The sequence below is a fragment of the Bacillus sp. JKS001846 genome (assembly GCF_900176455.1).
GTDB classification, from domain to species: Bacteria; Bacillota; Bacilli; order Bacillales; family Bacillaceae_G; genus Bacillus_A; species Bacillus_A cereus.
The window spans coordinates 2,538,860-2,552,884 of sequence record NZ_FWYG01000001.1; the positions used below are offsets into that span (position 1 = coordinate 2,538,860).

Below are 14,025 nucleotides of genomic sequence, written 5' to 3' on the forward strand. Positions count from 1 at the left end.
AATAAAAAATAATTTAATATAATTTTATGAAAATTCTTATCACGAGAGGTGGAGGGACTGGCCCTATGATACCTCGGCAGCGGATTCGTTATGAATACTGTGCCAATTCCAGCAAGGTAACTTGAAAGATAAGAAAGAAGCTCATTTTGACTGTATATACAGAAGCCTCTTTCTATCTTTAGAAAGAGGCTTTTTTATGTGAAAATAAAAGGAGGAAGAAAAATGGGAGCGACAGGAGTAACGTCACAAAGAAAAACAATTGAAGAGAGTATCGAAAGAAATAAGGAAAAGTACATAGAAACAAGTCATGATATTCATGCGAATCCGGAAATTGGTAACCAAGAGTTTTATGCATCTAGAACGTTAAGTTTATTGCTAGGCAGTGCAGGATTTCAGTTGCAGCACAATATAGCTGGACATGAAACGGGATTTATCGCGCGAAAAAGCTCTGGAAAACAAGGACCAGCAATCGCATTTTTAGCGGAGTACGACGCTTTACCAGGACTAGGCCATGCGTGTGGTCACAATTTAATCGGCACAATTAGCGTTGCAGCAGCAATTGCATTATCAGAAACGCTTGAAGAAATTGGCGGGGAAGTTATCGTGTTCGGAACACCAGCTGAAGAAGGAGGACCGAACGGTAGCGCAAAATCGAGTTATGTAAAGGCAGGTTTATTTAAAGACATTGATGCGGCGCTTATGATTCATCCGAGCGGAAAGACAGCGACAACGAGTCCTTCACTAGCAGTCGATCCACTTGATTTTCATTTTTACGGAAAAACAGCTCACGCTGCAGCTTCGCCAGAAGAAGGGATTAACGCATTAGATGCGGTTATTCAGCTCTATAACGGTATTAACGCACTTCGCCAACAACTTCCGTCAGATGTGAAAATTCATGGCATTATTACTGAGGGCGGAAAAGCACCTAATATTATTCCTGACTATGCCGCAGCAAGATTCTTCATCCGTGCAGCAACGAGAAAAAGATGCGCGGAAGTAACAGAAAAAGTAAGAAACATTGCACAGGGAGCAGCATTAGCAACAGGTGCAAAAGTAAAAATCCATCAATTTCAAAATGAAATCGATGAATTACTCGTAACAAAAACATATAACGATATCGTAGCGGAAGAACTAGAACTATTAGGTGAAGATGTAAATCGTAAAGAAAGAGTAGGGATTGGTTCAACCGACGCAGGAAACGTAAGTCAAGTCGTACCGACAATTCATCCGTACATTAAAATCGGACCAGATGATTTAATTGCACATACGAATGAATTTAGAGAAGCAGCACGTTCAGAACTTGGAGATAAAGCATTAATTACATCGGCAAAAGCATTAGCAAATACGGCGTATCGATTAATTACGGAAGAAGGGTTGTTAGAGAAGGTGAAGGAGGAGTTTAGAGAGGCGCAGAGGAATCAGGGGTAAGGGGATTAAGGTGCTTTTTTCGAATAGAGATCTAATTCATAAGTAGAGATATAAAAAAGAACATTGAAATATCAATGTTCTTTTTTTGTTTACTAATCATTGATTTCATTGGCTTTTCTCATAAAGGAAAAACTTTTACTGTTAGCCGGGGATAATACGTATCCTTTTATTAGAACGACAATTTCTCCTCAAACTCACTCTTTAAAACAATTAAAGGAGACGATAATCCAAATTGCATTAAAGAGTCTAAAAATGTAGCGAGAGAATCCATCGAATCGCTCATGACCTTCATCATATAATTAAATTCCCCGCTAATTCGGTATAAATCTGTTACTTCAGGAGCGGCATTACAAAATTGAATAAAATCAGAGCATTGGCTCGTTTTAAACATGATGAATGCTTGAATGTTTTTATTAATTTTTGCAGGCTCAAATTTCGTTCGATAAGCCGCTATAACTCCTTGATCTTCAAGCTTGTTAATACGTTCTTTTACAGCAGGTTGCGTCATGGATATAATTCGTCCTATTTCTGAAACAGAAATTCTCGCATTTTCATATAACAGGTTCATAATTTTATGATCGATTTCATCCAATTTTACAGCGTTTTGCATTGTGTAGCCTCCTTGTTGTGTTTTCTAAAGTGAATTGCGAATTATAACTATAATATCATAAGTGAACGAACTAAATTACCTATAAATCTATATTTAAAATGATTAGTATTTGCATGAAAATATAAGTATAGGGTTTATCAAAAGGGAATTTAGGAAGGATGGAAAAAATGAAGAATCTTGATGGGAAAGTAGCATTAGTAACAGGGGCAAGTCGCGGCATTGGTCGTGCGATTGCGATGAGATTGGCAAACGACGGTGCATTAGTTGCGATTCACTACGGCCGAAATAAAATAGCTGCAGATGAAACAATTAGTGAGATTGAATCTAATGGAGGAAAGGCATTCTTAATTGAAGCTGATCTCAATTTAATGGATGGTGTCAAAAAAATAGTAGAACAATTGAAGAATGAATTACAAATAAGAGTTGGTACATCAGAGATTGATATTTTAGTAAACAATGCAGGGATAGGTACACAAGGGACGATTGAAAATACGACAGAAGAAGTTTTTGATGAAATTATGGCCGTAAATATTAAGGCGCCATTCTTTTTAATTCAGCAAACATTACCGTTACTACGAGTAGAAGGGCGCGTTATTAACATTTCATCAGCGGAAGTAAGACTTGGTTTTACAGGGTCCATTGCATACGGTTTAAGTAAAGGTGCACTAAATACGATGACACTTCCTCTAGCTAAACATCTTGGAGAACGAGGTATAACAGTGAATACAATTATGCCTGGATATACGAAGACAGATATCAATGCGAAATTGCTAGATGATTCAGAAATACGGAATTTTGCTACGGATTCATCTGTGTTCGGACGAATAGGGCAAGTTGAAGATATTGCAGATGTAGTAGCATTCCTTGCTTCTTCTGATAGCCGCTGGGTAACAGGGCAGATTATAGATGTCTCTGGAGGGTTTTGTTTATAGGGGCACTACTCCATAACCAGCAAGCTAATTAAGTAAATTACTAGTTATGAAACGATCCTCGTTTCATAACTAGTAATCTATAGAAAGGTAGAGATGATAAAGAAATCTATTAAAACGTGATTTTTTCGCTAGGCAATTTGAATAAGGGGGCTATTTTTAATTATTCATAATCTAAAATAATCCAATTTTATTTTACAGTAACATTAAAACAAAATTATTGACCGCGTGGTACAAAAAGGAGTATTCTATTCATGTTATCTTTAAAATGAGAGGAGGATACGATTGAATAAACGCGGCAGACCTCGAGAGTTTGATTATTCCTCAATTGTAGATGTTGCAATGAAAACATTTTGGTTAAGAGGATATGAAGGATGTTCTACACAAGATTTATGCAGTGATACAGGACTTGGAAAAGGAAGTTTATACAATACTTTCGGTAGTAAACATGAACTGTATAAACAAGTATTAGAACGCTACCATGAAATTGGGATTAGGGAACAAAAGAAATTGTTACATACTCCAATTCCAGTTAAAGAACGATTAAGTAATTTTTTTGAATGGGCATTGAAAGAAGACTTTGAGAATATGGATCAAAAAGGATGCTTATTGATTAATGCCAGTATAGAACGTGCTAAAAACGATTTAATGGTACAAGAAATTTTCTCGAAGCATGTTGAACTTCTTAAACAAGCTATTGAAACAGTGATGGAGGAAGGATTGCAAACAGGTGAAATTTCAAAGAAGCAATCAGCTGAAGAATTAGCTAGTCTGCTTTTAAGCAGTTATTACGGATTCCGTGTTCTTAATGTATCGATGCAAAATCGGATGTTGTCTGAACAAGTTATCAAAGGAACAGTAGAGTCTATTTGTGGCGCTTAGTGCGCCCTTTTTTCGCACTATTTTTGTACCGATCATTACAGTAATGGATAAGGAGTGTTTTTATGCCATCGATTATTTATTTATTAGCTTTAGCAATCTTTTGTATGACTACATCAGAATTTATGGTTGCAGGTATGATGAATGAACTTGCTCTTGCATTCCAGGTTTCTGTATCATCCATTGGGTATTTAATTTCAGCTTATGCAGGAGCAATGGTAATAGGAGGCCCCATTTTAACTGCAATCCTCTTACGAATGCGCAGCAAACAAGCATTATTGTTTTTAATGTTCATATTTTTAATTGGTCAATCGCTCGGAGCTATTGCTTGGAACTATGATATTATGATGATTTCACGTATTATAACTGGTATTGCTTCAGCTTCAGCTTTTGGAGTTGCGATTTCCTTTTCTGCGACATTGGTTCACTCTGATTCAAGGGGAAAAGCTGCATCAATTGTACTTGCAGGTTTAATGTTCGCAACTGTATTAGGTTTACCTATAACAACCGTTATTTCGCAATATTTTGGCTGGCGTATTAGTTTTGGGGCTGTTTCTGTTCTTGTGCTAGTATCAGCAATTATGATTCAACGGTTATTACCATCTTCTTCAAATAAAGAGCAATTAAATTGGAAAGATGAACTTCTGCGATTTAAGAATATTCATCTTTGGGCAGCGTACGTAACAAGTATGTTCATTATTGGTGGTACGTTTGCAGCATTTAGTTATTTCACTCCTATCTTTACAAATGTTACAGGGTTTTCAAGTGCAAGTATTCCATATTTACTTGCTCTCTATGGTAGTGCGACGGTAATTGGGAATATAATAATTGGCAAGTTCGCTGATAAATTTACAATGAAAATACTTATGGGTGGATTAATTATATTAATCATAGCGTTGTCTTTATTTGCTTTAAGTGCAGAGAATAAATACATTGCAGTTATTTCTATGATTTTTATTGGTTTAACTGGTGTAGCATTGAATCCAGCTATGGTTGCGAGGGTGATGAAAACAGCTAGTAATGGAATAATGATAAATACCGTTCATAGTTCTTTTATTACGCTAGGTATTGTTATTGGTTCGTCACTAGGTGGTCTTGGGATTAGTAAAGGATATGGTTTTGTATCTCCGCTATGGATTGGAGCTTGTTTAGCTATCCTTGGGGTAATTTCGTTATTCCCATATTTACATAAAGGAAAGGCAGATTAAGATGTTTAAAATTTCTTTATATGAGGTACTGCCACATTACCATCAAGCTAATACTTTCATATCCCCCTAAATTAAATTTTTCTTTCTCTACAGATAGCTATTCTGAGAAGCCGCTCATTTTTTCGTTTTGGGGGCATTTCTTTTTCTTAAGTTGATGGGCATAGGGTACCGCCCCACAACCATCAACTTAAGGATTAAAACTATTTTTGTAATTAAAAGCATGTTACTATTCTCATTAACATAAGAGAATAGTAACGTGCTTTTTATGAATATGCACCAAAAACAAGAGTTATATCAATTTTTCTCATTTTGGGGTATTTGTTTTTCTTAGATTGATGGTGATGGGGCACTACTCTATAATGATCAAATTAAAATTTAAAATAGTTATAGAGACTCCATTTCTCGGAAATATTGTAACTATTAAGTTGTAAAAAGAGCCGTAGTTTTTCATTTTTGAAAAGGCTGGGGTCCTTTTTAGTTGTAGCAAAGATATAATGGGAGGAAGTTTTTCTAAATCACAAAAAATTGATTAATAAGTTGTATAATAAACTCAATAGCGTATATACTATAAGCATCAAAAAAAGTTGATGAAGGGAAGTGAACTACAGTGACACAAGATTTTAAGTTATATGAGAAAAAGTTTAAAGCGTTGGCTGATCAGAAGCGTTTAGAGATTATGTATGAACTTTGCCAGCGAGGCCAGACTTGCGTATGTGATTTAACAGAGATTTTTGAAATGACGCAATCTAAGTTGTCATATCATTTAAAGATTTTATTAGATGCAGGTTTAATTGTAAAAGAAACAAAAGGCACGTGGAGTTATTATGATCTAAATGATGCGGAAGTAAATAATTTATTATCAGAAGAATTATGTTGTATCTTTAGAAAAACAGGAAAGGGTAGCTGTTGTTAAAATTTTGCACTATTAATCAAAAAAAATTGATTAATAACATATAAAGAGGAGGAATAAGCTATGATATATGTTCACGTTGGTATAAACGTTACGAATTTAGAGAAGTCTATTGAATTTTACGAAAAGGTATTTGGTGTGTCACCAGTTAAGGTGAAAGTAGATTATGCAAAATTTTTATTAGAGACGCCAGGACTTAATTTCACGCTAAACGTACGAGATGAAGTGAATGGAAATCAAGTAAATCACTTTGGTTTTCAAGTGGATACAGCTGAAGAAATTACATTACATAAAGAACGATTAGAAAAAGAAGGTTTCTTTGCGCGTGATGAGATGGATACGACTTGTTGCTATGCAGTACAAGATAAGTTTTGGGTAACGGATCCCGATGGTAATGAGTGGGAGTTCTTTTATACAAAAGCAGATAGTGATGTTCACAAAATAGAAGATCCATCTTGTTGTACGACTTCTAAAGTAGTAGAAAAAAATTCTTGTTGTTAATAGGAGCTGGAAAATAAAATGAAACGTTTATCTTTTCTAGACCGCTATTTAACACTATGGATCTTTCTAGCGATGGCTGTTGGGATTGGTTTAGGGTTTGTGTTTCCTAGTGTAGTAGACGGACTACATACATTACAAGTTGGAACGACGTCTATTCCACTTGCTGTTGGTTTAATTGTAATGATGTATCCACCATTAGCGAAAGTTCGCTATGAGGAAATGGGCCGAGTATTTAAAGATGTAAAAGTGTTAGTTCTATCTTTAGTACAAAACTGGATTATCGGTCCGGTACTTATGTTTGTGTTAGCAATTATTTTTCTTCCTGATAAACCAGAATACATGGTTGGTCTCATTATGATTGGATTAGCACGTTGTATTGCAATGGTTATTGTTTGGAACGATCTTGCTGATGGGGATAAAGAGTATGCGGCAGGTTTAGTTGCTTTTAATTCGGTATTCCAAATGCTTTTTTTCTCAGTTTATGCATACGTATTTGTAACTGTAATTCCAGAATGGTTAGGGATTGAAGGGGCTATTGTCGATATTACAATGATAGAAGTAGCAAAATCAGTATTTATCTATTTGGGAATTCCTTTTATAGCAGGTATGTTGACACGCTTTGTACTAGTTAAGTTAAAAGGAAGACAGTGGTATGAAAAGGTGTTTATACCTAAAATTAGTCCACTTACATTACTTGCATTGCTATTTACGATCGTCATTATGTTTTCTTTAAAAGGAGAGATGATTGTTAGCGTGCCACTAGATGTGGTAAGAATAGCGATTCCGTTATTAATCTATTTTATTGTAATGTTTTTTGTATCTTTCTTTATGGGAAGAAAAATTGGTGCAAACTATCCGGTGACGACAACGTTAGCATTTACAGCAGGTAGTAATAACTTTGAGTTAGCAATTGCTGTAGCAGTTGGGGTGTTTGGTATTCATTCAGGCGCAGCATTTGCAGCAGTTATCGGACCATTAGTTGAAGTACCTGTAATGATTGCACTTGTAAACGTCGCTTTTTGGTTTAAGCGTAAATATTTTAATGATCAACCAGCATAATTTAAAAACAAAGGCGGAAAACAACATGGAAAACAAAAAGACAATCTATTTCTTATGCACAGGAAATTCATGCCGAAGCCAAATGGCAGAAGCATGGGGCAAACAATATTTAGGTGATAAATGGAATGTATATTCTGCAGGAATTGAAGCACATGGAGTAAATCCAAATGCAATTAAAGCAATGAACGAAGTAAATATCGACATAACAAATCAAACATCAGATATAATTGATGCAAACATTTTAAATAGTGCTGATTTAGTCGTTACGCTGTGTAGTCATGCGGATTCTGTTTGTCCATCTACTCCGCCGCATGTAAATCGTGTTCATTGGGGATTTGATGATCCAGCAGGAAAAGAGTGGTCCGAATTTCAACGTGTTCGTGATGAAATTGGTGAACGTATAAAGCGATTTTCTGAAACAGGGGAGTAAATAAAGGAAAGAGTCAATCTTCTATCTTATAGGGGATTGGCTCTTTTTTATTATGTATTTCATTTACTTATCGCATCGCTTTAAAACCACTCTTGAAAATAATACAGAATATTATGTGAAAGTGGTAAAGTTAGAATAGAACAGTTTAAAAAAGGGGATGTAACGTATGATCTGTGAACTAAGCAAGAATGATTTTTATAGGTGTAATAGTTTAGTGAATGAACAAGGTCAATTAGAGGTACGTGCTGTAATTGCAGGAGTGAACCCTGGTCGTATATTTGTAGATAATAGTACTGCTCCTAATTCGGGACTTATTTGGTTAGGTAATAATGATGGATTCTTCTTCATTGGAGATTCTGCAAATGAAGAGTTTAATAAAGAAATGAATCATTTTATTAATAATGTAATAGTACCTGAGGCGAGGAAGGTAGGACTAGATTGCTTTGAAGGAATCGGTAATCATTCAAAATGGAACAAAACAATTGAAAGAATATTTCAGCACCGTAAATTAAAGAGTTGGAATCAAAGAGTGTATACGCTAAGAAAAGAGGATTATGACAATCATCATGAGCCTAAATTTGAACAGGGATATACTGTGCTGAAAATGAGTAAAGCTCTCTATGAAAATAATAACAATACATTTAAGAATATTGATTTTTTACAATCAAAAATTTTAGAGTTTTGGTCTTCACCGGATTGTTTTTTCGATGAGGGAATCGGTTATTGCGTTGTTTATGATGATCTAATTGTAAGTGTATGTTTTTCAGGTTTTGTATTTGCAAATATCCATTGTATAGATATTGAAACGATAAAAGGTCACCAAGGGAGAAAATTAGCTCAAAAGATAGCGCATAGTTTTGTGAAAGATTGTTTGGAGAATGATATTATTCCATATTGGGACTGTATGGAATTGAACAAGCCTTCTGTTGCAGTTGTGGAAAATGTAGGGTTTACAAATGTATTTAACTATGTGGGATATTATTTTTTATTTGAATAATCTAGGTATACTTTACAATTTACACTTTGAGGTTGCCCAATCATTATATATATCTACAATTTAAAAAAGAAAGCATATGAGGTGTCCGAAAATGAAAATACAAATAGTATTGTTTGATGGTTTCGGAGAACTTGTCTCTTTCGCACCGTTTGAGGTACTGAAAAGAGCGATAGAAGAAGGGGCTCCATTTACAATTGAATTCGTTTCGAGTGAACAAAAACAAGAAGTTACGACTTCATTTGGAGTTACGGTTAAACTACATGATTTTTTACGAATGGATAATAGGCCAGATTTGTTAATTGTACCTGGTGGTGGCTGGAATCATAAAGCAGAGCATGGGGCATGAAAGCAAGCAGAGCTTGGTACTTTGACCGAAATGATTAGCGAGATGCACAATGCAGGAACAATTGTTGCTGGTGTGTGTACAGGAGGTATGCTATTAGCTGCCTCTGGTATATTGAACGGTCGAAAGGCAACGATGCACTATTTGGCACAGGATGAAATGAGTGAATACGGGGCAGAGCTTCTTCATTACAGAATTGCGGATCAAGGGGATATTATCACTGCAAGAGGAGTTACTTCAGGAGTTGATTTGGGACTTTGGATCACGGAAAGATTCGCAAGCCCTAAAATTGCGGCTGCCGTTGAATACAGAATGGAATATGAGAGGCGAGGTGTTGTTTGGAAGTAATTTGACTTCTTTTTTATCCCGCATTAACGGGCAGTAAGACTCCCACCACAAAATTCAACGAATGGGAGGGCTGCCCGTAAAAAAACAATGGATATGTACTAATAATCAGTGGGGGTGACAAAATTCCTACTGATTAAAGTTTCATTTTATAATTTTTCACCTTATTAAAAGTTGATTTGTTAGAAAGGATAATCATTTATTGATATAATGAATGGATGCGTGGCAGGAAATAGATAGAAAGATACTGCTAGTAATTTATACTTAAAATGTAGGGAGATTGAACAGAGTTATGGGGACAGAAAAAGAAATTAGTTCCGCTAAATTAATATGGAAGATGACGCGCCCGCATACATTAACGGCGACGTTTTCTCCTGTAATTTTAGGAACAGTGGCATCACTTTATGTTGCCAAAATTGATTGGCTGTTATTTATTGCGATGATGGTTGCATGTTTAGCATTGCAAATAGCAACGAACTTATTTAATGAGTACTATGATTTTAAACGTGGATTAGACACTGCTGAATCCGTTGGCATCGGTGGCGGAATTGTCCGTCATGGATTGAAGCCAAAAAATGTTTTAACAGTTGCGCTTTTATTGTATGTCGTAGCAGCTTTTATTGGCATTTATATTTGTATGAATAGTAGTTGGTGGTTAGTGGTTATTGGTTTAATTGGGATGGCAGTTGGCTATTTATATACAGGTGGTCCACTACCAATTGCGTACACCCCGTTTGGAGAATTAGTTTCTGGATTGTTAATGGGGACATGTTTTGTACTCATTGCTTTCTTTATTCAAACGAATACGATAACGATTGAAAGTGTATTGATTTCCATTCCAATTGGAATTTTAGTCGGTGCAATCAATATGTCGAATAACATCAGAGATATCGAAGAAGATATTAAAGGTGGAAGAAAGACATTAGTAATCCTCCTTGGGAGAGAGAAAGCTGTGGTAACACTAGCGGTAGCCTTTTTCATTGCGTATTTATGGATTGCCGTAATTGTATTAATGGGTTATATAAGCCCTTGGGCATTAGTTATGTTCCTAGGTTTGAGAAAGCCGATTTCTGCGATTCAAAGTTTCCAAAAAGGGGCAAAGGATCCTGGGTATATGCGCATCGCAATGAAATCAACAGCGATGACAAATACGATTTTTGGCTTCTTATTATCAGCAGGGTTATTAATTAGTTATTTGTTTTAAATAAAAAATATGGTTAAATAACTTAACCCCAGTTTCTCAATTTTAATATAGAGAAATTGGGGTTTTTATTTTGACTTTGTTTAATGTTAAAAACAGTTTCATTTGAAATGCAAATACCAATAAATTGCAACTTCATCATTTTCAATATCCAAACCTTTATAAACAAGAAAATCACACCCACCAATTACAAATCCGCATTTTTCATAGAACTTACATGCTGCGACATTATTATTTTGCGTTTCAAGCATGATACCTGGCATATTGCCTTTTTTTGCCCACTGCTTTGCTTGATCAACTAATCTTTTACCAACTCCGAGTGTACGATATTTTTTATCTACCGTTATATCTTCTATGTAAGCATAGTGGTTCCAATTCTTTTTCAATACCATTAATCCAATGATTTGGTTATGTAACAGTGCTATGTAAATGACTTGATTAGGTTTATTTATATATTCATTGTAAGCCAGTTCTTCATTATCATCTTGATTTTGTAAATAACTTTTTTCATAACTCGGAACGTCTTCTACTGTATATTCTATACGTTTATTTCCTTTGGAAAGAGAAAGAATTAACCGAGCATTCACTATAAAACTGTCATCAATCTCCGGGAGATTATCTAAATCATTTGTTTCTAACTCTCTAATTACAAGGTTCATCGGGGCACCTCCACATAATAATATTTCTTCTAGTTCTTCATTTGGTTCAAATGAATTCCAATTACAAAATTATAATAGAATTTCAATAGTACGGCTATCTTTGTATTTTATCTTTATACCAGCATGTTGTTATCTTGATATGAAAATATTGTTTAGAAAGAGTAGTATCTTTTATTTTGGATGTATATCCAGTTTTCAAATTTAACTGTAGTAGAGAAACAAATATTTTTTTAAAGAGTGGATGCCATACGTTATTCTTTAACTAAATTCGACATTATCTGCATTTTATCTTCACCTTCCTCTATTAATCTATTTATTGTAAACATCAGCTGGAGTTAATGCTCAGCTGTATAAATAATGAATATAAAAATTAATAGGGAAAGGATCGAAAAATAATGAAAGAATCACAAAGTAAGAAAAAAACAAGTCGACTAACTAAGGTAATAATATCTCTAGGAGTTGTTTTAGCAACGACCTTTTTCACCTTCTTTTTAATAGGAAAATGGAACTCTATCCCAGCGAAGGGAATAGCTAACGAAAGTAGTAATCAAGTTAACACGCAACAACAAGAAAAGAAAAAAGAAACACCACCAGCAAAACAGAAAAGACCTGATGGAAAACCGGTGGGAAAGGTTGTTTATTTAACATTCGATGATGGTCCTAGCGAACTAACTGGGAAATTTTTAGATGTACTAAAAGAGCAAAATGTCGCCTCGACATTTTTTATGCAAGGTAGCAATTTACAAAATACAGGTTTTCAGGAAAACGTAAAGCGAGCAGTAAAAGAAGGGCATTATATTGGTGCACATAGTATGACACATAATAGTGATAAGCTATACAAAAAAGGACAATTTGTAACGGAGATGAAAGAAACGTTAGCTCTTATTCATAATATTACGGGTACAACTCCTAAATTAGTTCGTCCGCCATATGGATCTGCACCAGGATTAAAGGGCGAGGAAATTCGTAACCAAATTGTAGAAGCAGCAATAAAAGTTTGGGATTGGACAATAGACTCAAATGATTGGAAATTAAAAGATAATCCAACTCAGATTATCGATAATGTAAAGAAACAGACAACAGAAGAAGTAGAAGTTGTTTTAATGCATGAAAAGGCGCAAACATTACAAGCTCTTCCTGAAATTATTAAATTTTATAAAGAGAAAGGGTATGAATTTGGTGTATATAATGACGAGGATCATTTTCGTCTAAACTTCCAAAAAGATCAACGTCTATAGTATAAACATAGTTATTTTAAAAGGTGTTTTTATTACTAAATCAATAATTAAGCAAAAGTCGATTTCCTATTTTATAAAGAAATCGACTCTTTCGTTTATGTATTATGTCACAAGAGTTTCCTTATTTTCTCCGGAATGTCCTTTTTAGAAATCTATGCAACAGAGCCTTTATAGTAAGAGTATCTTGTTGGGAATGATCAAAAAAATCTATATTGTAATATAAAAAATCGCTATGATATGAAAGGATACTATACAACAATCCCAATAAATTCTTCTCAATAATTGAAAATAAAATCAATCCGGATTATTATATTGTTATTGTAAATTTATTTTATTGAAGGAGGATACATAGATGAAAAGCTCAAAAGGCTCTATTGAATCAGAGATAAGCAAAGCAATTACTCACTGGGAAAAGGACTACCTAGGACGCGGGTCTATATCCGTTAAGACAGATATATTACGGGATATGATTATCGTAAATTTACAAGGTGTTTTAACGCCGGCTGAATATAGTGTTTGCGAAACAAAAGACGGGATGCTAACGATAAAGAAGAATCGTTCGGAGCTAGTTGAATCTGGAATTGATGATCTGAAAGAGATTATACTAGAATTAACTGGAGAGAAAGTGAAAAGCTTTCATACGGATATAAGCTCCCGTACAGGTGAACGAGTAATGATTTTTAAATTGCTTCATAATCTTGAGGAGAAATTTTAAAAATACCTTAAGGTTAGTGGAAGGATTAAGAAACCTACAAGTTTTACACTTTATTAACAGGCTAATAATTAAAAACTTGAAGTTATTTAGGTATAATAAATCTTAATTCTGATAACTCTTAAAAAACGGATAAAGAAATTGACAAACTGCTTAATATGGTTTATCTTATAATTGTTTTAAAAAATTGATAGATGCTCATTTTAACAGTTTGCTATAATTAAGGCTTTAGCATTTTTTTAATATGTAATATTGACTAAATGAAAAAGTTTCTTAATTAAAAGATAGCGTATAACATAAATTGATATATTGATTGCATAATCTAGGAGATCAGAAATATACATTTCTTTTTAATAGGAGTAATACATACATTATTATCCTCTATAAAATGGGAGCTCTTCAAAAAACTTTATTGAAGTTAGTTGAAGGGAAACCGACAATCTCCATAATTCAATGATGATATAAAATCATTGAATTATGGAAGTTGTCGGTTTTTTTTATGGGAAAAAACGATGCACTAAAAAGAGTGAATGAAAATTGAAATTTAAAAAACTATCGTAATTAAAAGGAATTTTT

14 protein-coding genes, 1 pseudogene and 1 riboswitch are annotated in these 14,025 nt (G+C 34.4%); of the genes and pseudogenes, 13 read left to right on the plus strand and 2 right to left on the minus strand.

Going from position 1 to position 14,025, the window contains the following annotated elements:
• Positions 1-33: 33 nt before the first annotated feature.
• Positions 34-135, plus strand: a riboswitch (SAM riboswitch).
• 87 nt (positions 136-222) lie between these two features.
• Complete coding sequence (locus B9A45_RS13700; protein WP_084064148.1) at positions 223-1,428, plus strand: M20 family metallopeptidase; 1,206 nt, start codon at positions 223-225, stop codon at positions 1,426-1,428.
• 169 nt (positions 1,429-1,597) lie between these two features.
• Here the strand turns inward: B9A45_RS13700 and B9A45_RS13705 are convergent, their stop codons facing one another.
• Positions 1,598-2,038 carry an Lrp/AsnC family transcriptional regulator gene (locus B9A45_RS13705; protein ID WP_001178562.1) on the minus strand — a complete coding sequence of 147 codons (441 nt, stop codon included), beginning with the start codon at positions 2,036-2,038 and terminating at the stop codon, positions 1,598-1,600.
• Positions 2,039-2,205: 167 nt separating this feature from the next.
• Here B9A45_RS13705 and B9A45_RS13710 point away from each other — a divergent pair, with 167 nt between their 5' ends.
• The 10 genes and pseudogenes from B9A45_RS13710 (at position 2,206) to menA (ending at position 10,843) form a co-directional block, all read left to right on the plus strand.
• Entirely contained in the window at positions 2,206-2,970 is a 765-nt protein-coding gene (locus tag B9A45_RS13710) for an SDR family oxidoreductase (RefSeq protein WP_016111604.1), read from the plus strand.
• A gap of 282 nt (positions 2,971-3,252) precedes the next feature.
• Complete coding sequence (locus B9A45_RS13715) at positions 3,253-3,849, plus strand: TetR/AcrR family transcriptional regulator (protein ID WP_001042191.1); 597 nt, start codon at positions 3,253-3,255, stop codon at positions 3,847-3,849.
• Positions 3,850-3,911: 62 nt separating this feature from the next.
• Positions 3,912-5,054, plus strand: coding sequence for an MFS transporter (locus B9A45_RS13720; protein ID WP_084064149.1), 1,143 nt, complete (start codon positions 3,912-3,914; stop codon positions 5,052-5,054).
• Between the two features lie 607 nt (positions 5,055-5,661).
• The gene (gene arsR, locus B9A45_RS13730; RefSeq protein WP_002101104.1) at positions 5,662-5,967 is read left to right on the plus strand and encodes an arsenical resistance operon transcriptional regulator ArsR; all 306 of its coding nucleotides are present in this window, start codon (positions 5,662-5,664) and stop codon (positions 5,965-5,967) included.
• A 60-nt stretch (positions 5,968-6,027) separates the two neighbouring features.
• Complete coding sequence (locus tag B9A45_RS13735) at positions 6,028-6,465, plus strand: ArsI/CadI family heavy metal resistance metalloenzyme (protein WP_000640876.1); 438 nt, start codon at positions 6,028-6,030, stop codon at positions 6,463-6,465.
• 18 nt (positions 6,466-6,483) lie between these two features.
• Entirely contained in the window at positions 6,484-7,524 is a 1,041-nt protein-coding gene (arsB, locus tag B9A45_RS13740) for an ACR3 family arsenite efflux transporter (RefSeq protein ID WP_000826532.1), read from the plus strand.
• A gap of 25 nt (positions 7,525-7,549) precedes the next feature.
• Positions 7,550-7,954 (plus strand): arsenate reductase (thioredoxin), encoded by a 405-nt coding sequence (gene arsC / locus B9A45_RS13745; protein ID WP_000428354.1) that lies wholly within the window; start codon positions 7,550-7,552, stop codon positions 7,952-7,954.
• A 166-nt stretch (positions 7,955-8,120) separates the two neighbouring features.
• Positions 8,121-8,951: a GNAT family N-acetyltransferase gene (locus tag B9A45_RS13750; protein ID WP_000562836.1), complete on the plus strand. Its 831-nt coding sequence runs from the start codon at positions 8,121-8,123 to the stop codon at positions 8,949-8,951.
• A 91-nt stretch (positions 8,952-9,042) separates the two neighbouring features.
• Positions 9,043-9,642: pseudogene (locus tag B9A45_RS13755) on the plus strand (DJ-1/PfpI family protein).
• A 289-nt stretch (positions 9,643-9,931) separates the two neighbouring features.
• Complete coding sequence (gene menA, locus B9A45_RS13760; protein ID WP_000536384.1) at positions 9,932-10,843, plus strand: 1,4-dihydroxy-2-naphthoate polyprenyltransferase; 912 nt, start codon at positions 9,932-9,934, stop codon at positions 10,841-10,843.
• Between the two features lie 98 nt (positions 10,844-10,941).
• Here menA and satA read toward each other — a convergent pair whose 3' ends face one another.
• Positions 10,942-11,499, minus strand: a complete 558-nt coding sequence (gene satA / locus B9A45_RS13765; protein ID WP_001054991.1) for a streptothricin N-acetyltransferase SatA — start codon at positions 11,497-11,499, stop codon at positions 10,942-10,944.
• 395 nt (positions 11,500-11,894) lie between these two features.
• Here satA and B9A45_RS13770 point away from each other — a divergent pair, with 395 nt between their 5' ends.
• Together B9A45_RS13770 and B9A45_RS13775 are read left to right on the plus strand one after the other, a co-directional pair.
• On the plus strand, positions 11,895-12,737 hold the full coding sequence (locus tag B9A45_RS13770; protein WP_000665177.1) for a polysaccharide deacetylase family protein: 843 nt from the start codon (positions 11,895-11,897) through the stop codon (positions 12,735-12,737).
• A gap of 352 nt (positions 12,738-13,089) precedes the next feature.
• Positions 13,090-13,452: a Na-translocating system protein MpsC family protein gene (locus B9A45_RS13775; RefSeq protein ID WP_000842548.1), complete on the plus strand. Its 363-nt coding sequence runs from the start codon at positions 13,090-13,092 to the stop codon at positions 13,450-13,452.
• The last annotated feature ends 573 nt before the right edge of the window (positions 13,453-14,025 follow it).

Excerpts from the sequence above, each read along its gene's own strand:
- B9A45_RS13700 (WP_084064148.1), top strand. The coding sequence starts at position 223 with ATGGGAGCGACAGGAGTAACGTCACAAAGAAAAACAATTGAAGAGAGT.
- B9A45_RS13705 (WP_001178562.1), bottom strand. The coding sequence starts at position 2,038 with ATGCAAAACGCTGTAAAATTGGATGAAATCGATCATAAAATTATGAAC.
- B9A45_RS13710 (WP_016111604.1), top strand. The coding sequence starts at position 2,206 with ATGAAGAATCTTGATGGGAAAGTAGCATTAGTAACAGGGGCAAGTCGC.
- B9A45_RS13720 (WP_084064149.1), top strand. The coding sequence starts at position 3,912 with ATGCCATCGATTATTTATTTATTAGCTTTAGCAATCTTTTGTATGACT.
- B9A45_RS13735 (WP_000640876.1), top strand. The coding sequence starts at position 6,028 with ATGATATATGTTCACGTTGGTATAAACGTTACGAATTTAGAGAAGTCT.
- arsB (WP_000826532.1), top strand. The coding sequence starts at position 6,484 with ATGAAACGTTTATCTTTTCTAGACCGCTATTTAACACTATGGATCTTT.
- arsC (WP_000428354.1), top strand. The coding sequence starts at position 7,550 with ATGGAAAACAAAAAGACAATCTATTTCTTATGCACAGGAAATTCATGC.
- B9A45_RS13750 (WP_000562836.1), top strand. The coding sequence starts at position 8,121 with ATGATCTGTGAACTAAGCAAGAATGATTTTTATAGGTGTAATAGTTTA.
- menA (WP_000536384.1), top strand. The coding sequence starts at position 9,932 with ATGGGGACAGAAAAAGAAATTAGTTCCGCTAAATTAATATGGAAGATG.
- satA (WP_001054991.1), bottom strand. The coding sequence starts at position 11,499 with ATGAACCTTGTAATTAGAGAGTTAGAAACAAATGATTTAGATAATCTC.
- B9A45_RS13770 (WP_000665177.1), top strand. The coding sequence starts at position 11,895 with ATGAAAGAATCACAAAGTAAGAAAAAAACAAGTCGACTAACTAAGGTA.
- B9A45_RS13775 (WP_000842548.1), top strand. The coding sequence starts at position 13,090 with ATGAAAAGCTCAAAAGGCTCTATTGAATCAGAGATAAGCAAAGCAATT.